Origin of the sequence: Coleofasciculus sp. C1-SOL-03, from assembly GCF_040220555.1 — a bacterium.
GTDB lineage: Bacteria > Cyanobacteriota > Cyanobacteriia > Cyanobacteriales > Coleofasciculaceae > Coleofasciculus.
On sequence record NZ_JAVJUO010000149.1, the window covers coordinates 1 to 21,802 of the forward strand.

General features: G+C 46.0%; 13 protein-coding genes and 15 tRNA genes. 8 read left to right on the forward strand and 20 right to left on the reverse strand.

All coding sequences use genetic code 11. The annotated features are described in order from the left end of the window. Positions 1-389 precede the first annotated feature (389 nt). Positions 390-4,367, forward strand: a complete 3,978-nt coding sequence (locus tag RIE73_RS23870) for a DUF2157 domain-containing protein (RefSeq protein ID WP_446403564.1) — start codon at positions 390-392, stop codon at positions 4,365-4,367. A gap of 750 nt (positions 4,368-5,117) precedes the next feature. Here the strand turns inward: RIE73_RS23870 and RIE73_RS23875 are convergent. The 18 genes from RIE73_RS23875 to RIE73_RS23960 all read right to left on the reverse strand — a co-directional run bounded on the left by RIE73_RS23875 (position 5,118) and on the right by RIE73_RS23960 (position 10,499). Further along, positions 5,118-5,194: transfer RNA gene (locus tag RIE73_RS23875), tRNA-Tyr, on the reverse strand. A 44-nt stretch (positions 5,195-5,238) separates the two neighbouring features. After that, the gene (locus RIE73_RS23880; protein ID WP_446403565.1) at positions 5,239-5,868 is read right to left on the reverse strand and encodes a hypothetical protein; all 630 of its coding nucleotides are present in this window, start codon (positions 5,866-5,868) and stop codon (positions 5,239-5,241) included. Positions 5,869-5,915: 47 nt separating this feature from the next. Continuing rightward, positions 5,916-5,987: transfer RNA gene (locus RIE73_RS23885), tRNA-Thr, on the reverse strand. Between the two features lie 91 nt (positions 5,988-6,078). Then, positions 6,079-6,152 (reverse strand) — tRNA-Leu (locus RIE73_RS23890). Positions 6,153-6,253: 101 nt separating this feature from the next. Further along, positions 6,254-6,333, reverse strand: a tRNA-Leu gene (locus tag RIE73_RS23895). Positions 6,334-6,395: 62 nt separating this feature from the next. Further along, positions 6,396-6,470, reverse strand: a tRNA-Gln gene (locus RIE73_RS23900). Positions 6,471-6,475: 5 nt separating this feature from the next. Continuing rightward, positions 6,476-6,550 (reverse strand) — tRNA-Asn (locus tag RIE73_RS23905). Positions 6,551-6,557: 7 nt separating this feature from the next. Continuing rightward, positions 6,558-6,631, reverse strand: a tRNA-Phe gene (locus RIE73_RS23910). A gap of 11 nt (positions 6,632-6,642) precedes the next feature. Then, a tRNA-Trp gene (locus tag RIE73_RS23915) sits at positions 6,643-6,716 on the reverse strand. A 31-nt stretch (positions 6,717-6,747) separates the two neighbouring features. Further along, positions 6,748-6,830, reverse strand: a tRNA-Tyr gene (locus tag RIE73_RS23920). A 39-nt stretch (positions 6,831-6,869) separates the two neighbouring features. Further along, positions 6,870-6,976 (reverse strand) — tRNA-Ser (locus RIE73_RS23925). Positions 6,977-6,979: 3 nt separating this feature from the next. Continuing rightward, positions 6,980-7,051 (reverse strand) — tRNA-Glu (locus RIE73_RS23930). Between the two features lie 7 nt (positions 7,052-7,058). Further along, positions 7,059-7,131: transfer RNA gene (locus tag RIE73_RS23935), tRNA-Met, on the reverse strand. A gap of 10 nt (positions 7,132-7,141) precedes the next feature. Further along, positions 7,142-7,214, reverse strand: a tRNA-Lys gene (locus tag RIE73_RS23940). A 95-nt stretch (positions 7,215-7,309) separates the two neighbouring features. Next, positions 7,310-7,382, reverse strand: a tRNA-Glu gene (locus RIE73_RS23945). A gap of 6 nt (positions 7,383-7,388) precedes the next feature. Beyond that, a tRNA-Asp gene (locus tag RIE73_RS23950) sits at positions 7,389-7,461 on the reverse strand. A 268-nt stretch (positions 7,462-7,729) separates the two neighbouring features. Beyond that, positions 7,730-8,371 (reverse strand): hypothetical protein, encoded by a 642-nt coding sequence (locus RIE73_RS23955; protein ID WP_446403566.1) that lies wholly within the window; start codon positions 8,369-8,371, stop codon positions 7,730-7,732. Positions 8,372-8,612: 241 nt separating this feature from the next. Beyond that, entirely contained in the window at positions 8,613-10,499 is a 1,887-nt protein-coding gene (locus tag RIE73_RS23960; protein ID WP_446403567.1) for a S8 family peptidase, read from the reverse strand. 595 nt (positions 10,500-11,094) lie between these two features. Here RIE73_RS23960 and thrB point away from each other — a divergent pair. The 3 genes from thrB to RIE73_RS23975 all read left to right on the forward strand — a co-directional run bounded on the left by thrB (position 11,095) and on the right by RIE73_RS23975 (position 15,160). Further along, positions 11,095-12,054 carry a homoserine kinase gene (gene thrB / locus RIE73_RS23965; protein ID WP_446403568.1) on the forward strand — a complete coding sequence of 320 codons (960 nt, stop codon included), beginning with the start codon at positions 11,095-11,097 and terminating at the stop codon, positions 12,052-12,054. Positions 12,055-12,426: 372 nt separating this feature from the next. Further along, the gene (locus RIE73_RS23970; protein WP_446403569.1) at positions 12,427-12,921 is read left to right on the forward strand and encodes a pentapeptide repeat-containing protein; all 495 of its coding nucleotides are present in this window, start codon (positions 12,427-12,429) and stop codon (positions 12,919-12,921) included. 325 nt (positions 12,922-13,246) lie between these two features. Beyond that, on the forward strand, positions 13,247-15,160 hold the full coding sequence (locus RIE73_RS23975) for a CHASE3 domain-containing protein (protein ID WP_446403570.1): 1,914 nt from the start codon (positions 13,247-13,249) through the stop codon (positions 15,158-15,160). A 174-nt stretch (positions 15,161-15,334) separates the two neighbouring features. Here RIE73_RS23975 and RIE73_RS23980 read toward each other — a convergent pair whose 3' ends face one another. Beyond that, complete coding sequence (locus tag RIE73_RS23980) at positions 15,335-16,201, reverse strand: Npun_R2479 family HD domain-containing metalloprotein (RefSeq protein WP_446403571.1); 867 nt, start codon at positions 16,199-16,201, stop codon at positions 15,335-15,337. Positions 16,202-16,740: 539 nt separating this feature from the next. Between RIE73_RS23980 and RIE73_RS23985 the strand changes: the two genes are divergently transcribed. The 4 genes from RIE73_RS23985 to RIE73_RS24000 all read left to right on the forward strand — a co-directional run bounded on the left by RIE73_RS23985 (position 16,741) and on the right by RIE73_RS24000 (position 20,151). After that, on the forward strand, positions 16,741-17,721 hold the full coding sequence (locus RIE73_RS23985) for a glycosyltransferase (protein WP_446403572.1): 981 nt from the start codon (positions 16,741-16,743) through the stop codon (positions 17,719-17,721). A gap of 218 nt (positions 17,722-17,939) precedes the next feature. Further along, entirely contained in the window at positions 17,940-18,872 is a 933-nt protein-coding gene (locus RIE73_RS23990) for a glycosyltransferase family 2 protein (RefSeq protein ID WP_446403573.1), read from the forward strand. A gap of 74 nt (positions 18,873-18,946) precedes the next feature. Beyond that, positions 18,947-19,168, forward strand: a complete 222-nt coding sequence (locus RIE73_RS23995; RefSeq protein ID WP_446403574.1) for a hypothetical protein — start codon at positions 18,947-18,949, stop codon at positions 19,166-19,168. A 20-nt stretch (positions 19,169-19,188) separates the two neighbouring features. After that, positions 19,189-20,151 carry a GDP-mannose 4,6-dehydratase gene (locus RIE73_RS24000; protein WP_446403575.1) on the forward strand — a complete coding sequence of 321 codons (963 nt, stop codon included), beginning with the start codon at positions 19,189-19,191 and terminating at the stop codon, positions 20,149-20,151. A gap of 21 nt (positions 20,152-20,172) precedes the next feature. Here RIE73_RS24000 and RIE73_RS24005 read toward each other — a convergent pair whose 3' ends face one another. Beyond that, the gene (locus tag RIE73_RS24005; protein WP_446403576.1) at positions 20,173-21,705 is read right to left on the reverse strand and encodes a glycosyltransferase family 39 protein; all 1,533 of its coding nucleotides are present in this window, start codon (positions 21,703-21,705) and stop codon (positions 20,173-20,175) included. Positions 21,706-21,802: the final 97 nt, after the last annotated feature.

The window sequence follows — 21,802 nt, forward strand, 5'->3', positions numbered from 1 at the left end:
CTCTAACGGTACCACAAAACCCGCCCTCACCTCTAACGGAAAAACAAAACCAATTGTAGGGGCGGGTTTAGGGACTCAATTAGATGGTCACCACTAACGGAAAAACAAAACCCGCCCTCACCACTAACGGAAAAACAAAACCCGCCCTGAGTCATCAATCATCAACTGGAAAATCTGATGCTAGAATTAATTAATCTTGCATTAGTATCAACTTAAGGTGAACGGCGTCCTCCTTAAGCAAACTTGGACGCCAGGAAATAAATTTCCTGCTTAAAGCTCAAGTAAGCTAAAGCTTACTACATGAAAGGCTTTGAACCCGTTTTAACGGGTTTTAGCTTTTAGCCCGAACTTTAGTTCAGGGCATAAGTTGACTTACTCCCCCGAAAACTATGTCCTCGCTACGCCCTGTGAGAATTGAACTCACTGTTTCTGCCTCCAATCCCAAGTTACTCGAAGGTCTAGATACTTGGTTGCGCTTGGGTTTAATCAGTGATGCCCAAGTTAAGCAACTCGGTCGAATCTATCTATCTTGTCGCCTCCCTGAACCAGCGATTGCGCCTCTGCCCTCTCGCCCCCCATCCCGAAAGGTGGAACCCAAGGTCGAGGAACCCGTTGCTACAGTGTCGCCTGTATCCCGCATCTGGCAGTCATGGCAAGAGGAACTGAGTGTACGCTGGCTGCTGTTTCTAGGTGTCTTTCTGGTTGTTGTCTCCTCCGGTGTCCTCGCCGCGACTCAATGGCAGAATTTTCCGCCAGCGGGACAGTATGGTGTGTTATGGACCTATACCATTGTCTTTTGGGGAATTAGCCTGTGGGCGGGAAAACGTTCTAATTTGAAATTAACCTCTCAAACCTTACAACTGATTGCCTTACTTTTAGTCCCGGTTAATTTTTGGGCAATAGATGGTTTTGGGTTATGGCGTCATCCCTGGGAATGGATTGTTGTTGGGGTGGCGGCGTTAAGTTTAACGGGAATTACGGTTATCAATTCGTCTATCCAAACCAACTCATTCCGGCTTACCTCCCGCGCTTCTCTAATTTTATGGTTAAGTTATCTACACTGGGGTTGGAATTGGTCACAGGTTCCATTAGTTGCTGTTTATTTAGGTGTCATCGGAACTGCGATTTTTCTCCCCGCCGCCGCTGCAACCCCTCGCGCTTCTCCATCTTTGCCGAATAATCCACCCACGGGTAGTTTAGTGGTGATTTATGCCCTCACGGTGTTATTAGGACGGGCAATTTTCGTGATGAATGTGCCAATTACCCAACTCGGTTTGGCAATGGGAATTTGTGGTTGGTTGTTGGCGCGACAGGGAAAACCTCCAGCCGTCTCACGAGAGTCTGTTTCCTCCTTTAGTACAAAAGTCTGGGATGGAATTGGTGGTGGGTTACTGTTGATCGGTTGGTTGGTTTCGGTAGGAGAAGACATTCCTTGGCAAGCCACGGCGGTTAGCGGGTTGGCGATTGGGTTTTTCGCCCAGCGCTTACAGTATTCTCGGCGGCGTCTGGATTTAGCTGCCATCTTTTTGATTGGCTTGCAAACGCTGTTTTTACTATGGCGATTAATCCCTTTGGCGGTACAAGAGGAGGTAATCAGTTTCCTCTCTCAACAGGTGGGTTCAAACGTGGAAGCCTGTTGGGGTGTCGTCCTATTTCCCTACATTATTCTCTGGGTAGGTTTGACCGATTGGCTATATCGGAAGTCGAACCCTAAATTAGCCCGGTTTGGGGAAGGACTCACATTAGGATTGGGTGTGATGTTAACGGTAATCAGTAGCCTGAATCCGACGGCGCGATCGCTCAATCTTTTACTCTCTACTATCACCCTTGCTATTGTTACTCATCGCCGCCCTCCGCTGCGAATTCCTCTGGTTTATCTCACCCATATCGCCGGATTATTAACCCTCTGTTCGTTTATCGATGGATGGTTTCCAACTCTCAGTGAATCCCGATGGGCAAGTCTATTGTTGGCGTTAATGGTGGCAGAATGGAGTCTGAGTACAAGGCAGGAACCTTTCAGAAGGCAGGAGACAGGAGGCAGAGGGCAGAGGGCAGAGGGCAGAAGGAACAGAGGACAAACAGCAGCAACAAATTTCCCATCTCCTGTCCCCCAACAGAGTTGGTATCGCAGTTGTTGGCACATTGGTTTTGTCCTCGCTGGAATCAGTTATGTGTTACTGGCTGGGGAAAGTGTTACCTATTTGATTTCCTTTCCCACGCACCCTTGGGGACTTTTATGGTTACTCACCCCATTAACCTTAACTGGAGTTGCCAGTCTGACTCAGCGATCGCGGCGCATTCAGGCTGCTTCGTGGAGTGCGATCGCTTTATTTTTAGTACAAGGGCTAACCCTAGCCTCACCGCAGAGTCGGCTGATTGGCTTAGGGGTTGCCACAGTGTTAATGTTCCTGAATAGTCGCTATTTACGCCAAACGGTAGCCGCCGTCATTACGATTGGTTTTGCCCTCAGCTTTTTTGGTGCATGGCTATGGCAAGGAATTCCTGGATTACCAACTCTATCCGCCGCCGATTGGTATTTGGTTGGTGCGATCGCGATTTTCGGATTATGGCTGCTACGGGCTAGCTTAATTCCCCAGTCTGGCGATTTAGCTTCGTTGTACGCCCAAGCCTCGGATGGATGGGCAATTGCCTTGTCTTGTACAGAATTAGGCTTTCTGACGCTGCACAGTACCCAGAGTTACGTCGAACTAATTCCATCCAGTTGGCATTACCTAGCCGCATCAGTGTTAATTGGCGGTGCGATTTGGTTTCGCTGTTGGCGATCATTTACAGAATTTGGTGTCTATGGCATCAGTTGGGCAATCGAATTAGCGATCGCGGATACGATTCTGTTACGAAATGGTTCAACCTTAACCTTAGCTACCGCCAATATTATCTTGGCACTTGTGATACTATTCCTCACCGATTGGTGGTTTGCCCGTTTAGAGGGAAACACCGAGGAAGAGGTAGGCGCTAGAAATGCACTGGAGAGTTTACCCTTAATTTATGCCCTAATTGGCATTAGTTTACGCTGGACGTATTTCACCCCTTATACCGGGTTACTCACCCTCGGTGCAGCATTAACCGGAATAGGCGTAGGGCGTCGCCGTCTTCCCTGGAAAGGGATCACCTATCTTTCCCTAGCGGGGATTTCTATTGCTTGGTATGAACTGGTGATTTACCAGATGATGCAAGCCGATGGGGGAAATTCGGCGGATGGCTTTACCATTCTAGGGGGTGTAGCGGCTGCGATCGCGGTTATTTATCGAGTGTTGGCTTGGTTTTGGCAATCGCGCGATCGTTCCAGAGTTCTCAACCTTAGTATCACTGAAATTAAAATCACCGCCCACATTCACTGGGCAATTGCCAGTTTCCTGATGGTGGTAACGGCGGGAATGTCGGTGTTAACCACACCAAATCTGAGAACCATCGGACTTGCCATCAGTTGGGGACTAGCTATTTACGCCTTATTACAAGGGCGTACAAAACAAAAACGCCAGTTATCTTCCTCATCTTCCCCATCTCCCTCATCTCCCCCATCTCCCCCATCTTCCTCATCATCTAACCTCTGGATATACGCCGGATTAACCGAAGTCGCCGCCACAGGTGTTTATGCGCGTTTGACATGGACACAGTTGAGTATATTTGACCCCTGGAGAGGGGTAATAGCTTGTTTATTCGCGATCGCGCTTTTTCAACTACCCTGGCGACGCTGGGGATGGAATGATAAACCTTGGCAACATTACGCCATCATCTCTCCTTTGCTAACCGTTTGCCTCAATTATCAAACCCTATCTTCAATAAATTTACTGGCAATTGCCGGGTTTTATGCCTGGGTTGCCAACCGCCAGTCTAATTTACGCTGGACCTATTTGAGTCTATTTTTTGTTGATTGGGCAATCTGGCGAGTTTTCGTCGAGCAACAGATCACTGAACCGTTGTGGTATGCTGCCCTAATTGGCGGCTCTTGCCTCTACATTGCCCAAATTGACCCAGAATTAAGACGTCCACGACAACGACAAACTCGTCATTATCTCCGCTTACTGGGTAGTAGCATCATTTGTTTAACCGCGTTCTTTTTCCATCAAGAGACTGGACTGATTCCGGGAATCATTAGCATGATTGCTATATTTGCTGGATTAGGACTGCGAATTCGAGCATTTTTAATGGTTGGCACAGCCACATTTATTCTAACGGTATTTTACCAGTTAGTTGTGTTAAGTTTTCGCTATCCCTTTTCCAAATGGGTCATTGGCTTAATCGCTGGCATCATTTTTATTAGCATTGCCGCTAACTTTGAACAGCGACGGGAACAAATTTTGGGCATTTTCCAAAACTGGGCGAACCAGTGGCGAGAATGGGAATAGAAACTAACAATTTTAGATCCCCTTCCCGTCCCCCTTTTGATCCCCCTCCCGTCCCCCTTCAAAAGGGGGAAGCCAGAGGATGCTTCGCTTTTATTGCACGGGGGAGACCAGATGTTGCTTCGCTTTTTGTTCCATGGGAGAAACCATGCTGCATGAGTGTAGATGGTATACCACACAAGGGTTTCAAGCCATTTTTTGCCCCAACAAGTGCAAAGTTTTTATGCCTAAACGGTCAAAAACCTTGCAATGCAAGCCTAAAAGCAGCATCTCTACCCATCTTCCCCTCACCTCACCACTTACAGCGCTTTGCGCTGTAATAAAGTACAGTAGATCAAAGTCCCCCTTTTTAAGGGGGATTTAGGGGGATCGAAAATGTACCGCGTAGCAGAGCAAACTGCTGTATTCAGCAGACCCTAATTAATTAACCAACAGGATCATAAATTTCCGCGTCAAAGCCAAAGTAAGAATCGAACTTACCGGGGAAGCCTTTGAACCCGTTTCAACGGGTTTAAGCTTTTAGCCCCAACTTTAGTTGAGGGCTTAAGGAGCTATCCAAACGGGGAAATTAACCCAAATTAAGAATGAAATGCTGACCACTCAGCCAGGTGGGGACCTCAAGGTTTTATGGAACCTACAACCAACACCCTGGATTTTATCGATCGTTAACCTTTATGGTTTGAGAGTTAATTGTCTAACCTTTAACGATTGAAGTTTAAGCGTTAAGCGTTGAGCGTTAAGCTTTAAAGGTAGTGGAAGATGGAGTCGGTTGCGAATCGACACCTCATGCTTCTACTAGCATGTGCTCTACGCCATTGAGCTATCCATCTAATACCATAAATTTAGAGACTTTCGAGTGACCAGCACTTCTAGTTTAGTCGGGAATTTCAATCATGGTGCGGGCATTGCTAATTGACAGTACCCGGTCAACCGTTGATTTAAACTCTTCAACAAACGCTTGCCGTCTCTCAATTTCTTCTGCCAGATTAGTGGGATCGAGCAGTTCGACACCTTCTCGCTCTAAGAAGCTATCCGCCAGAGATTGATATTTTTCAGATGACGCATTTTTACCCAACACCTCCTTAGCTAACTTATCCAGTCGATCCTTCACTCGTGTTTGAGCAGCTTTGTACTCATTTTTAGTGTGAGTATACGCCGACACCATCGTGTGAAAAACCGTCTCATAGTACAAGATGAAATTCTTCATCTCGATGGCTTCAGCCACCGTCATTTCTTGACCCGCGACGGAAACCATGGTGGAGGCATTTGACAAAACAACAGCTCGTTTAATCGTGCGTCGTCTGTCAATTAAAGCATCAACTCGTTGTAAAGCCGCGCGTGCTTTAGAGGCATGGTCTTCTCTTGATTTATAGCCTGTTGGCACTTTGCCGACTTCCACAACAGCAATTAACGTATTATTGTCTAAATTCGCTCGTGCCGAATCAATCCGTTTTTCCAACAGTGTTAATTCTGCCAAAGCATCAGTTACCGTCATCGTCGTCATTTCTACACCTCCTTAATCTGACAAACAAAACCTCCAGCATAGTGACAAGCAGGTGGCGAGAGTCGAACTCGCATCGGAAGGATACGACGCTTCTATGCTAGCCATTACACCACACCTGCATTTTGGTGGCGGGGGCAGGAGTTGCACCTGCTGATATCCAGGATATGAGCCTAGCAAGCCACTCTTGCTTCATCGGGAGCGTATCACCCATACCCCTGACTGGACTCGAACCAGCAACGACTAGGTTCTTAGCCTAGTACCTCTTCCAATTGGGTTACAGGGGTATATCGGGATGGCAGGATTTGTTCGCAAAGCGTTCTCGAAGAGTAGCTGCGACTCCATGCTCCCAAAGCATGGCTTCTCGCCACTGAATTACATCCCGTTATGCTCCCGGTGGGAGTCGAACCCACAATTTCAAGAAATCGGGTTTAAGCCGATCGCGTCTGCCAATTCCGCCACAGGAGCAAGTTGTGGTACTCAGGCGTGGAATTTGAACCCACATTAAGTTGGGCTACAAGAGCATCATTTGGCTGCCCCGCCAGGGTTTGAACCTAGACCGTCTGAGTCAAAGTCAGATATGCTGCCAGTTACACCACAGGGCAATAAATGGCTGCCCCAGTAGGACTCGAACCTACAACCCCCGCGTTAACAGCGCGTCGCTCTACCATTGAGCTATAGGGCAATGCCAGTCCCCCAGGTCAGTATTGAACTGACGACCTCTTGCTTTTCAGGCAAGCGCTCTACCCAACTGAGCTACCAGGGGAAATGTTTGATTGGCGCAGGGACTGAGATTTGAACTCAGATCATCGGTTTTGGAGACCGAGATGTTGCCGTTACACTATCCCTACATTCGATTTGAACTTTGAATCCAAAATTCAATGGGTCGGGCAGGATTCGCACCTGCAATGCATATAAGCGGGTGTTTTACAGACACTTGCCCACCCTAATAGGCGAGCCGACCCAGGATATGTAGTATGTCTGGTTCGATATACTACACAAAGCGGAGAGGACAGGAGTCGTTCGCGGAGCGTTCTCGAAGAGTAGCTGCAATGAGTTGCCCCATGCTTCCTTAGCAGGGAAGTGCTTTCACCAATTCAGCCACCTCTCCAGATAGCCCCAAGGAGACTTGAACTCCTCTTTCTGCCTTGAGGGGGCAGCGTCCTAACCACTAGACGATGAGGCTGGAGCAGTAGGAGTAGCAGGGATCGAACCTGCGACTGGCATCTTATGAGGGTGCTGCTCTGCCGACTGAGCTATACTCCCAAAAATTGAGTGGGAGCAGCAGGACTTGAACCCGCAACCAGACGGTTAAAAGCCGTATGCTCTGCCAGTTGAGCTATACTCCCCTTCCTCAAATAATCTGCTTCTTTTAAAGGTCAAGTTCGGAGCTGTCAGTATTCCCTTCAACCCCTTGACAACTTGACCTGATTCATCAATGTCATAGCCCCAACGGGATTTGAACCCGTGTCTTCTGAGCGAAAATCAGAGATCCTTGTCCACTAGACGATGGAGCCAGATAGCGGGAGCGACGAGATTTGAACTCGCAACCTCAGACTCGACAGGTCTTTGCTCTAGCCATTGAGCTACGCCCCCACATTAATGAAAAAATGTGTTACATATTCAGTTTTCAAGGTTCGGTATGAGCGTTTGGAGTCAAGCTGTTTGGCTCTTTCCCCTTCGCTCTTAAGTTTATACTACAAGTATACTACAAACTTGTCAAGGGTTTGGGCGAAAAAATTTTTGGACTTGGCTCAAAAGCTTATGGATAGGACGATTCAAGCGCGATCGCACAACCCATGCCCCAACGAAAAAGCCCGGAACGATTCCGGGCAACTAACAGGGATTTTTTCTGGGTTATCCGTCAATTGGGCAGAGGTTGTACGGGACAATCCTTTCCACAATACACTTCGACAAAACGAATCGTCGCCGTATCCTTATACTCCTTCGTCTGGTTAAATTCCTTTTGGGGCGAGGGATAGACCCCAGCAAAACTATCATCATTCGCAGCACCAAGCCGAAACGTTACGTCAGGAGACGGATGTTGGGCAAACTTGACGTATTCCCGTGACTCGTTAACAGTGTGATAGGTCAGAGTCGCCTCTCCGTAAACCTCTTCTGCTTGCTTGAGGGGGGTTCCAGGTCCAACACCGTCAGCCGTTTGATAATTGGGATTGTCTGTCACTAGCGCCTCAATGATGTCGTCATCACTCATCGGTATTCCCGCCGGATACAAGATGTAGTATTGGGGTTTACCCTCTTGAACGATCGCGATCGCATCAAAATCGACCATGAATGGTGACGTAACCTGAAACTCAGCTTGATCTCCCAGCAATTCTTTCAGTTCACCCAGCGTCATCCCCACTTGCGCCACTCCAATCCCCTTTGCAGATATCCGTTGGGTTTGAGCCGATTGAGTGGATTTAGACGGATCAACAGTAGGACTTTCGCCAGGTGAGGTGTCAGGGGATGATGGCTGCGCCGATGGTGCATCTTGAGAAGACACAGAAGAGGTATCTGTTGGGTTTGGAGAGTTGTTCTCGCAACTGACGAGTAGGCAAAAAATAAACGTGATTAGAGGGATTTGTAGTAGGCGCATGATTGACCCCGTTTTAACTCCAATGGCACGCTCCAGTCAGCATTGTGATCTTATGGGATGAAAGTGTTTCTCTAATATTTTCCCCACACCCCACACCCCATACCCCACACCCTGCCTACCTTTGACGCGAGCTTGTCACCCCCTCAGGTCAATCAAGCTTCTTCCCTAATAATCGAACACCTATCCCCACAGCACCGAATACCAACAACCCTAACACCGAACCCGGTTCCGGAACAGTAGCCGCTACAGCGCGATCAGCTTGAATTAACCCGAAACCACTGTCAAAGTCAAAGCCAGGACTCTCCATATCCAAAGCAGTCGTTTCCAATATACGATAAATTTCACTTGGACTCGTATCCGGCGCCGCGTCCAACATTAAAGCCGCCACAGCCGCCGCATGGGGAGCCGCCGCCGACGTACCAAAGAAGTTGGGAAACCCATCACCTTCGGGATCTCTAGGATCTAAGAAAGGAGGTGGGAAAAAAGTTGTATTCGTTCCGTCAACCGCAATAATCTCTGGCTTCAAGCGAATTTCCGGATTTGCCAAGCGATTACCCGCCGTATCAAACAAAATCGGCGTGGGTCCTGCTGAGGAAAATGGCTCCAATAAAGCTGGATCAACACCAAATTCGGGTGTATCTTGATAAAATGCCGCGCCAACAGCTTCTGCTCCCCTAGCATTAGGATGTCCGAACACCGTTCCACTGGCAGTATCGTACTCGTTCAGCGTACCCTCGCCAAACAAGATGTATTTCATCAATCCAGGATCTAAACCCTCTACCTTTGATATCGCTAAGTTAAACGCATCGGTTCCTAATGAGCCATCATTGAAAAACGAGAACAATTCAACCGCATCATTCCCCACATTTTGATTAACACTGCTCGCCACTATATTCGTTCCTGACTCATCAAACAGGAAAATATCCAGATCATTCAGAGAACCCGCACCACCGCTCACCGAAAAGAAGGGTGAATCCCACTGAAATGAGATGCCAAATCCGCTATTCTCAGGAATCGTCAAACTTTGGAAAATATCAACGCCTACACCTGAATCAAAATCATGAAATTCACCGCCGACTAATGGTTCAAACAGATTACTTCCATTAAACGCACTTTCGTAAGACTGTCGAGCATCGTTACCAGCCGCCGAGAAATAGGAAACACCCTGATCAACGACAGTATCAATCGCTTGAGCAATGACTCCATCCTGGAACATTGGTTCAGTGGGGTAAAAGATGTCATCGACAATAATGTCCGCACCTGCATCGGCGAGTGCCAGAATCCCTTGGGCAAAATCGGTTTCATTAAACGCCGCCGTGTGAAACGCCAAATCCGCACCTGGAGCCACATCATGGATCAGTTGCATCATGGCACGACCTTCATCGATACCAAAGATATCACCTAAACTCCCATCATTGGGTAAATCTTTCAGCACGTTGATACCCGATGGCAAATCCCCACTCGCCACATCCTCGGCGGCTGTACCAGAAAAATTAAAGCTATCCGATAAAACTCCAATCGTCACCCCAGTACCATCGACACCAAACTGCTCACGCGCTATATCTGCACGTAAAGCGGCATTAGCTTGACTGGTGGTTCTGCCGACATTGGTGATGGGTTTATAGGCGGGTTTCGCAAATTTCAAGCTCTCTAACTGTGCCGCCGATGCCAAAGCCTCAATCGGCAGCATTCCTGATACCAAGGAACCAAAGGTCGAAGTATTTTGCAATCCCAAGCCTTGTAAATCAGACAATAGCGAATTTACGTCACTTGCGGCAACAGCATCAATGACCACGTTATTATCGTAGGTCTGTAATAAAAATGAGGTATTCTGACCCGAATAATTAGCTCCATTAACCGCCAGGGGCGCTAAATCAAACATTAGTTTACTTAGAGAACCTTGTTTGATAGCGCTCGTTTCAATAGAGTTTTCCCCATTGGTAAATGTGATTGCCTCGGCTCTATTGGAGAAATAGCCAAGCGTCGCTGTTGTCAGAATGGTAACTGATGCAACCGTTTTAGCGAGACGTTTCATGTTTTCGCCCTGCCAATGAAATCATTATTTATCTATCTCCAGAATAAATCGTTCTATAAAGAATAGGTTAAATTTATCTGTAGCTTTACCAAAGATTTACTATTTTGATTAAACGGAAAAACTTATTAATATAAAGGTTCTGTGAAGAAGAATGACGTGTATAATAGCGGTTTCTAAAAAAAAAGCGTTATAATATCCTCAATATTAAAAAATGCAATAAAATGTGACTTGTTTGGGTGATAAACCTTAAGAAAAGGCAAACAATTATTGAACTGAGTGCTGTCTTAGGGATTTTACGATAAGAAAAACTTATAAATTAATATTGAGTAAGTCCAAGGATGAGTTTTACATACGCTTCATAGTCTGGACTTTAAGGAGGTGGGTAGAAATACACTCAACTCTGTTAAGTTATGTAAACAATCCTCAAACCCTTACAAAGGATGAATGACGGCAGTTGGTTAAGGGAAGCAATATAGAGACGTAGCATGCTACGTCTGGAAGCAGGGGAAGAAAACTTATTTAGCAACCCCGAAGGTATGACTTCTACCAGGGAATCTGATAAGATTTCCCATTGGCATCCTTTAATCCCGCACGAATGTCTATCCATTCTCCTGTCACTGTCACCGTTCCTGCTACAACCGCCAACTTGGGTCCCGGATTTGATTGCATTGGCGCAGCGTTGACCCTCTATAACCGATTTACGTTTACGCGCCTGAGTTCGGATACCCCGTGGGAAACGGAACGGGCGGTAAGAATTCGGGTGTCTGGTGTGGAGGCGACACAAGTTAAAACTGATGACACGAATCTGGCTTACCAGGCTTTTCTGAAATTATACGAGCATATTGGTCATACACCTCCACCCGTCCAACTCAAAATTGAGTTAGATGTCCCCCTTGCCAGAGGGTTAGGAAGTTCCGCCACGGCGATTGTGGGTGGGTTGGTTGGCGCGAATCAGTTAGCTGGGGAACCCCTGAGTCAAACCGAAGTCATGCAATTAGCGATCGCGCTGGAAGGACATCCGGATAATGTTGTTCCCGCTTTATTGGGTGGCTGTCGTCTGGCGGTGCGAGGGGATGCGGTTCTCAAGGAATGGGAGATTTGTGACATTCCCTGGCATGATCAAATCGTTCCGGTTGTCGCCATTCCCAATTTTGAACTCTCCACCCAACAAGCGCGACAGGTACTCCCCCCTCAACTGAGTCAGGCGGATGCTATTTTTAATCTTGCCCATTTCGGGTTACTGATCCGCGCCTTGGCAACGGGACGCCGTGATTGGTTACACACTGCCCTCCAGGATAGGTTACATCAACCCTATCGACAAGCGTTGATTCCAGGATATGACGCGGTGCAAACCGCCGCTTTAAAAGCGGGGGCGTATGGGGTAACGATTAGTGGCGCAGGTCCGACTCTGTTGGCGCTTGTCGATCCGATGCAAGCCGAAACCGTAGCCACCACCATGGCTGAGACTTGGCAACACCTGGGGATTTCTGTGCAAGCGCGATCGCTGGCAATTGACACCCAGGGAACCCAAAGCGCGATCACACCTGCCGTTTAACACGCCTTTAATTTGAGCCTCGAGAGATATAGAGACGCTAGCCTGCTGCGTTTCTACTACATCCAGTCCCCAATCCCTGAATTTAAAGGGTATTCATAACTATGCCATAGAAAATCATCTATGTTTTGACCAAGCACTTCTTATCCGATAAGTTGAATAACGTCTTAAACTTTTGTTACATTGATTAATGAAACCCCTATTTGTTTGATCACCCATTTTTGGCATGAACTCAATGTTAGTTACTTAATTCAACAGTAATCACAGCAATTTTTATGACTCCAAATTAACCCTATTTTTACCAGACTGAATAATTCAGATAATTCTAAAAAAAACATAATTCGATCACGTTGAAACTTGGAGGAGTCATACAAAATGGCAAATGCGAACGATATAGTTGTCCTCAAACAAGGCGTTGAAAATTGGAATCGGTGGCGACTGAAAAATATTAACTTAAACTCAAACAAAAGTCAAGCTAATACACTCAAACTTAACTTTAGTAAAGTTGATCTGAGTGGCTCAAACCTCTGTGAGTATAACTTGCAAAACTTCAACCTGAGTCGAGCCAACCTGAGTCGAGCCAATCTCTATGAAGCGATTTGTCATACGACAAACCTAAATCAAGCCATTTTGATTGATACAAACCTCATGGTGGCTTTCTTGAGAAATGCAGATCTTAGAGGTGCAAATTTGAAAGGAGCGGATTTAACGGATGCGAATCTCAGTGGTGCTGATTTGACAGGCGCTAATCTCAGTTATACCAACCTGAAAGGAGCCAACCTGAGAAATACCAATCTGAATCAAGCAAATCTCAATGGTGCAAATCTCAGTGGGGCAATTTTGAAGGGTGCGATTATTTCTCAAGTCTAGGTGAGTAGCTGAATTTTGACTATCCAGGTTTTCATTCTCTGACAAATGACAAATGACGAATAAACCAGCATTTGCCAAAACCGAGAGTAGCTCGGTAAAATGCTGGTTATATTCTAAGACCCCAAAAGCGCAACGTATTTCTCTGAACGAATAATAAATAACCCAGTTGGGGCATGATTTTTATCTGAAAACAATAAATTCATGCCGAACTGACTGTGTAAAAAAATATTATTATTTTAAATTACTGACAGAGATAAATTATACCTGAATAAGTATTTTGAGATTTAACACCAATCAGAGTTTCTTTCGTTAAACTCTACCCTTGATGATGAAACTATCGATACAACGAAAAATCATCCTAGGATTTGGACTAACCTCCAGCCTTATCATTCTCGTCAGCTCAATTGGTTATTATAGTGCATTTCGCCTAAGAGACACGAATCAAAAAGAACTCCATGCCAAAAAAGTATTAACGAAACTTGAAAAAGTTTTAGCTGAAATTACCGATGCAGAAACGGGACAGCGGGGTTATCTGTTAACGGGTAAACCGCGCTACCTTGACCCTTATAAAAAAGCCGTTGATCAAGTCAAAGATGATATCAAACAGCTACAAATGTTGACAGCTAAAAACCCTGATCATCAAAAAAATCTAGAACGGGCTATTCCCCTAATTAATCAGAAATTTGCCGAACTTCAGCAAACCATTCATTTAAGAAACGAGCAAGGATTAGACGCAGCTTTAGAAATTGTTAACACCAACCAGGGCAAACTGCTCATGGATCAGATCCGCGAAATATTCCATCAGATGAAGGCAGAGGAAGAACGATTATTTCAGGTGCGATCGCAGTCTACTCAAAGTACAGTCCATACAACAATTTGGATTTTCTCCATTGGACTAGCCTTTGATTTAAGTCTGCTTGTCTTTGTCTATTCTCACATTTATCGCGAAATTAATCAACGGCTCCAAGCTCAAGATCAATTACGAGACAGTGAAAGTCGGCTCACTCAATTCTTAGAAGCAATACCCGTCGGTGTATTTGTCGTTGATCACAATAGCATACCCTATTATGCCAATCAGACAGCCAAGAAACTGTTTGGTCAAGGGCTAATTCCCACCAATCCTACCAATCGGTTACCCGAAATTTATCCCATTTACTCGCCTGAAGCTGAGAAAGTCTATCCTGGCAATCTTGAGCCAATTATCCAAGCGCTTAACGGAAAAAGTTCTATCCATGATGGCATAGAAATTCACCAGCCGGACAAAATTGTACCGATTGAGGTTTTAGGCACCCCTATCTTTGATGACAAGGGAAATGTTAGCTACGCTATCGTCGTGCTGAACGACATCACTGAACGCCAACGATCGGAATCCGAACGCCTCCGGTTTACGGGTCATCTCAATCAACTCAATCAAGCGTTCTCTCGTTTTGTTCCGGGTCAATTTCTCCAGTTATTAAATAAAGAGACGATTGTCGATGTTGAATTGGGCGATCAAGTTGAAAAAGAAATGTCTGTATTATTTTCGGATATTCGCGACTTCACTGCGCTTTCGGAAGGGATGACACCTGAAGAAAATTTCAAATTCATCAATTCCTATCTATCTCGAATGGAACCGACGATTATTAAAAATAAAGGATTCATTGATAAATATATCGGCGATGCGATTATGGCACTCTTTAGTGGCGGTGCAGATGATGCGGTTAAAGCCGGAATTGCCATGTTGCATCAGTTAACGGAATATAATCGACATCGGGCTAACTGTAATTATCGAGCCATTCAATTGGGTATGGGAATTAATACAGGAACGTTAATGTTAGGCACTGTGGGCGGATATAACCGGATGGATACCACGGTAATTAGCGATGCGGTGAATTTAGCCGCTCGTTTGGAAGGGTTAACCAAAAATTATGGTGTATCCTTATTAATTTCTCACCATACATTCAAGCAACTACAAAATCCCTACGATTATGCTATCCGCATGATTGATCATGTCAAAGTCAAAGGTAAGTCGGAATTAGTCACAGTTTATGAAATCTTTGATGCTGATTTACCGGAAGTTCGAGAGGCTAAGTTAGACAATCAAGACCGATTTGCTTTAGCGTTGTCTTTGTATAATCAACAGGCGTATGCCGAAGCGCTACGCTTGTTTGAAGCCTGTTTGCATCAAAATCCAGCCGATCAGGTGGCGCAAATTTATCAGCAACGCTGTCATCTGAATTCTAATACCAATTCTGTTTGACAATTCTAGCCCGGAGTTCAAACTCCGGGTTAATCGCTTAAGTAAGTGGGTGGACACAATTAAAGTTAACGGTTGAGCTTAGGGAACTGCTTAACAGGGAACAGTAAGGATTTGAGAGCAATTTACAAAAATTAATACAGTACCGTTTTCTTTTGTCCAACTACTTAGTCGTATTTAGACAAATATCGCAACCTTCCTTGAGCTTACCCTATTTTCTTGTTCAACCTGTAAGACATTACCATACAAATTGGCAATAATCTGTTGACCTGTTCCGGTTACCTCTAAATACTGCAAAGCCGATTGGATGTATTGCAACACAACTTTCCAGAAAAAGTTGGGGTAGTTTTGCCGCAATTCACCTGGATTGTGATAGCCTAAAATTTTATTGGCGCCACTTTCTTCAAACTCACCAAACAATGCAGGAATCTTTTGTAAGTAACGCGGATCACTGAGCTGACCAATCAAATCAGCCGCACGAGTCAAACCCGGATAATTCATCGTATCTTGATGGGCGTCATCAGCAGGTACTGGGAAACGGGTTAACTCAATATTGCGCTTTACGGCAGTACAATCAATGAAGGGATGAGTGCCAAAATATTCCTCCACAAACCGCTTGCCTCGGTCAACATGATAGGATGTCAAACTGGCATCGGTTGCGCCCTGAGGTAAAGATATCATCATATCATCGAGACCAATCACGTACAATCGTTGGTCAGGTTGGTCATTTCGGCAAATCCCCTTAACATAGCCAATGTCATGGCACAACCAAGAGACGATTAACGTGAGCCAGTCTTGACGAGAAACGTTCCCGTGCAGGATATGTTTCCCTCTCAGGATTTCTTGTCCGACTAAGGTTACCAAAATGGTATGTTCAACATTGTGATAGAGAGCATCACTCTGGGCAATCTGTTCGAGAGCCACTTGAGCCACTCCCGTGATCACCTCAGTATAATCGGGTTGACAATTTCCGTAAGTCTGGCGGTAGCCAGCTTGTAGACGTTCAACGCAATCGTGAACTAGCACCCCTGTTAAATTAAACATTGTTCTTCCCCTGTCATTATCTAAATTTATAACCGAGTCGGGTATATCTGCACGCTTGGGCGGCTTTACCCTGGTAGATTCACAGATCAATCGGTGGGGAACACCTATTTATTAGTTTCGTTGATCATGTGGGTTATGTAAACCATAAAATCTCACAAAAATAAAATTATACTTGGGGTGATTGAATAATTCACATCGATTTTATTCGTTAATTAGATAAAAACCTCATAAAACCTCATAACTCTCCAGGTATAGGTTCGTCGTCAGTTAAAAACCTCATGAATGTTCAGGTTAAATTACCTCATCGCTATTCCCGTCATTGAGAAACTGAATTCTCTAGAGATAACGCTTGTTAAGATTATAATAAATTTGATGAATCAGAATTAATATCATTCAGCATGGCACAACTATAACGGGAACGCAACGGCGGGAATCGTCATTCGTCATTCGTATTTGAATGTATTGAGCAAGGGGAGATGGATTTGACGACAAACCCTTGATAAAATGTGACCAGCCTTGAGCTAAATTCGGATAAAATCATGTGTTCTGCTCACACTCCCGATAGTCAACCCCATTCCTCTTTTGTCCCCAAGGTATCCGTCGTTGTCCCCATCTATAACGGTGCAGCCGACATCCCCGACTTAATCCAGTGTCTCTTCTCACAAACATACCCCAAGGATCAGGTAGAATACCTCCTCGTAGACAATAATAGCCGCGATCGCACTCCTGACATCCTGCACCAAGCCGCTCAAGACGCCAAATCTCAAGGCATCACGCTTCACACCCTGACTGAGAACCAGATTCAAAGTTCCTACGCAGCCCGCAATACAGGCATAAAAGCATCCACTGGTGAAATTCTAGCCTTCACCGATGCCGATTGTCGCCCCCTTCCCCAGTGGTTGAGTCTCTTAGTTCAACCCTTTGCCAATCCCCAAATCGGATTAGTTGTCGGCGAAATTTCCGCCCTACCCGGTAAAACCCTGCTCGAAAAACATGCCGAACGTCAAGGAACATTAAGCCAAAAAAACACTCTAGATCACCCATTTTATCCCTACGGTCAAACCGCTAATTTAGCCATTCGTCGCCAAGCCTTACAAGAGGTTGGCTTATTCCGTCCCTACATGACAACCGGCGGAGATGCAGATATATGTTGGCGAATTCAGCGCCAGACTCAATGGCAACTCGACTTTGCCGAAACCGCCGTTGTCCAACACCGCCACCGCACGAACCTAAAGGAATTTCGCAGCCAATGGCAACGCTATGGGCGTTCCAATAAATACTTACACGAACTGCACGGCGTCGAGTTACAACCGAAATTAACATCAAAAAAATCGTTCTATTTAATTAGTCGCTGGTTGCTCAAAGAATTGCCAATAACCAGCGGACAAGTTATTGCCGGAAAAGCCTCTTTTGGGGATATAATAAAAACTCCAATTAATCTGTACGGCGCTTGGTATCGTGACCTCGGACAAAACCAAACTCAACTTGATGAAAAAGCGAATGAAATTGATTGGCTGTAAAGAATTTCTTAATTTTGAAGGGTGTAGGGGCGGGTTTTACCATTATCGTTACTTGTCACCCAGATGTGACTAAACCCGCCCCCTCTGATTCAATGGGGTATAGGGTATAGGGTGTAGGGTGTAGGGGGAAGAGGACGAATGGGATTTGCCGATTCGCCTGATTCTTGTGTTACAACAGAGCTGTTTAGACTCCCTAGCGACGACTCATCCCGACAGTTATGCCAACGCCTCAGATTGCTGCGATTATCTGTACTCACAACCGAGATGCTTATCTAGGCGCTGCCATCGATAGCCTATTAGCCCAAGAGTGTGATAATTTTATCGTCGTAGTGGTCGATAACGCCTCGAGCGATCGCACTCGTGAGATTGTTGAAGCCCGTATCTCTCATCCTCAGCTAAAATACGTTTACGAACCCGTCATTGGTCTTTCCGTTGCCCGCAACACTGGCGCACAGGAAACCACCGCTCCCATTCTCGCCTATTTAGATGATGATGCCGTCGCCAGTCCCCAATGGTTGAGCGTTCTCCTAGACGCTTATCAACAGAATGAACAATTAGCAATCGCTGGCGGTAAAGTCACCCTAATCTGGCCCCCCGGCGTCGAACCCCCCAACTGGATATCCCCAGAACTCGCTGGCAATCTAGGACTTTATGATCTCGGAGATCACGTCGTTTATATCAAAGAACCTGGTTTAACGCCCAGAGGCTTAAACTACTCAATCCGGCGTACCTTCCTAGAACAAATTGGCGGCTTTGATCCTAATTTAGGGCGTCAAGGTAAAAAACTATTATCCAATGAAGAATTATACATGACTGAACTTGCCCTCAAACAGGGTTGGCAAGTCGCTTATCTCCCCGGTGCTGTCGCCGCCCACAACGTCGCCCCAGAACGCCTCAAAGCAAGCTGGTTTTTGCAGCGTAGCTGGTGGCAAGGGATTAGCGAATGTTATCGCGAAGAAGTCGCAGGTCGAACCGGGATACGTCAGTTAGGACGAGGAGGAGAACGCATAGCCCGGGGACTCTACAAATCCGCGAAACATTTGACTGACCCAGCCAAACGGTTTGATAATCTAGTTTATGCTTACGGGCAGATTGGTTACCTAAGTGCCGCCATTCAAGCTATGCTACTTAAACCCAAAGATGAGGGCTGAATGATTAGGGAACATGTAGAGACGTAGCATGCTACGTCTGGGAGCTGGGGAAGCTGGGGAAGTAGAGACGTAGCATGCTACGTCTGGGAGATGGGGGAGATGAGGAAGATGGGGGAGATGGGGGAGATGAGGAAGATGAGGAAGTTAACTCAAAACTCTACCTTACCTGTTCCCTGTTCCCTGTTCCCTGTTCCCTATTCCCTGTTCCCTATTCCCTGTTCCCTGTTCCCTGTTCCCTGTTCCCTGTTCCCTGTTCCCTGTTCCCTGTTCCCTGTTCCCTGTTCCCTGTTCCCTGACCAATGACCAATGACCAATCATGAAAAAAGCACTAATTTGTGGCGTATCCGGTCAAGATGGCGCTTATCTGGCTAAATTACTTCTCAACCAAGGTTATAGCGTCTGTGGTACATCACGGGATGCTCAAATGTCCTCCTTTCAGAATCTAATTCGTTTGGGTATCCGTGACCAAGTGAAACTAGAATCCGCCGCCCTCACTGATTTTCGCAGTGTGCTGCAAGTCCTGATGAAAAACCAACCCGATGAGGTCTATAACTTAGCGGGACAAAGTTCGGTGGGCTTGTCGTTTGAACAACCCGTAGAAACCCTAGAAAGTATTTCTATTGGTACATTAAATCTTTTAGAAGCGATTCGGTTTACGGGTGAGCCAATTAAATTTTATAATGCGGGGTCGAGTGAATGTTTTGGCGATATTGGCACAGAAGCGGCGGATGAAACCACTCCATTTCGCCCCAGAAGTCCTTATGCGGTAGCCAAATCGGCTGCCTTTTGGCAAGTGGCAAACTATCGGGAAGCTTACGGGTTGTTTGCTTGTTCCGGTATTCTGTTCAATCACGAATCTCCCCTGCGACCCCAACGATTTGTAACCCAAAAGATTGTTGCAACCGTGTCTCGCATTGCCCAAGGTAGCCAAGAAAAGCTTTATCTAGGCAATGTTGACATTAAACGCGACTGGGGATGGGCACCGGAATACGTCGAGGCGATGTATAAAATATTGCAACAAGAAGAACCCGATGATTATGTGATTGCCACAGGAGAGAGTTACACCTTAGAAGAGTTTGTGGTAGCGGCTTTTGATTCGGTCGGCTTGGATTGGCAAGATTATGTGATTACGGATAGGAGTTTGTTCCGACCAACCGATTTAGCGGTCAGTCGGGGAAATCCTGCCAAAGCCAGAGAAAAACTCGGATGGCAAGCGCAGTATAAAATGCCTGAGGTTGTGCGGATGATGGTTCAAGCCAAGCAAAATTCGGCACAATAAAAGTGCATGGTTCTTTGTCTGTCATTGGTTATTTGTCTCAATATCCGGAGAACGCGGACTCAACAAGAAAACCTCCATGCTTCCATCATTGTCTAACTTCTGAGCAAATGACTTATGGGTGAGGATATCGAAGTTTTCTGCCAGGAATGTCTCTAATAGTGGAGAACTCTGGGAAGACACTTGAGTCGCTAACCAAAAGCGTGACTCAATTGGTGGTAAGTCACTCAACAACTGTTCCAGATCGGATGTCTCTAAAGTACTTGGAAGGATATGTTGATGAGCTGGGGCGGAACCTTGATAGTAATGGGCTAGCGCCTTGTCATAATACATCGACCAAATAATTACATCACCCGGTTGCTCGTTGGTGTTAATTACTTGGACAACGGCTTTATAATTGGGTCGATCTTGAACGGTGTAGTAGCGTACCAATCCACCGACAACGGCTATTGTATAGGCTACCGCAATGGCTATCGCCACGATTCGCCACTGACGCCATACTCTGATCAAACCTGCTGCCAGTAGGATGAAAATGTAAGGGCTGACAAATAACAAATAGCGGGTTACCCACAGGGACATTGAGATATACGAAAACCCAAATATCAAGCCGAGCGGAATAAATGCCCATGCTGCGACCCAAAACAGCTTTGATGAATTGTGATGTTTATTTTTGATCAGCGCCGCACCTAATAAGCCCGCCAATAGTCCCGTAAATAACTTGTAAAACCAGGCGGCGATCGCATTCGAGTGCACCGAGAAGGGCCAAACTGTAAAAAACTTCAAGGTGCGGACAAGATCAATCAAATGGGGGGTGCGTCTCCCCGCGACATGTCCTTGCTGGGCGTAGGAGGATGAAGGAGACGCCATCTGAACGACAGACAATACACCTGGAGACCACAAAACCACAATCAGCAGTAGCCATTTACCAAAATCGAACAACACGGCGCGTTGATTGCGGAATCTCCATCCCACTAACAGGATATCCGGTATCAGTAACGTCAGATTAAGCGGTACTGTAAATATGGCTAAGAGTCGCAAACCTGCCCACCCAGCCATTGATGCCAAACTCGGACGCTTCCCTGGCTCACTCATCAGGGCGTAGGTCAACGCCACGGTACCGCCTAACCCCAAGCAAGTACTCATGGTATACATGCGTACTTCTTGGGCGTGATTGATGAATAGGGGTGAAAGTGCCAAGATGAGGGCAGCGATTAAGCCTTCTGCTTCTCCGGCTAAACGACGACCTAGCTGATAGACAAGGAAAACACTTGTTATCGCAAAAAGGACGGCTAATCCTCGCAGCCAAGCATCATGATTGCTAACCTGTATCCAGATACTCAGCAGCATATAATAGAGGGGACGAATTAGGTTGTTCGGCGGTAATCCCCGTCCTGTTTGAATGTCGGTAACACTGGTGAGTTCGTCAATCCAGAATCCTTCTTCTGCTAGTTGGTAAAGATAGAGGGTTGCGGCGATTAATCCGATTAAGCTAATGGGCAGCCATTGCCGGAAATGAGCCGATCGCCGTTTGGCGTTTATCGAGGTAGATGATCCCATATCAGTTCACCCAATTGATAAAGTATGTTTTGAGGGAAGAATTATTGATATTCTACAGGCTTGATCAAAACTAAAATAGGTTACGTTTTGGATACAC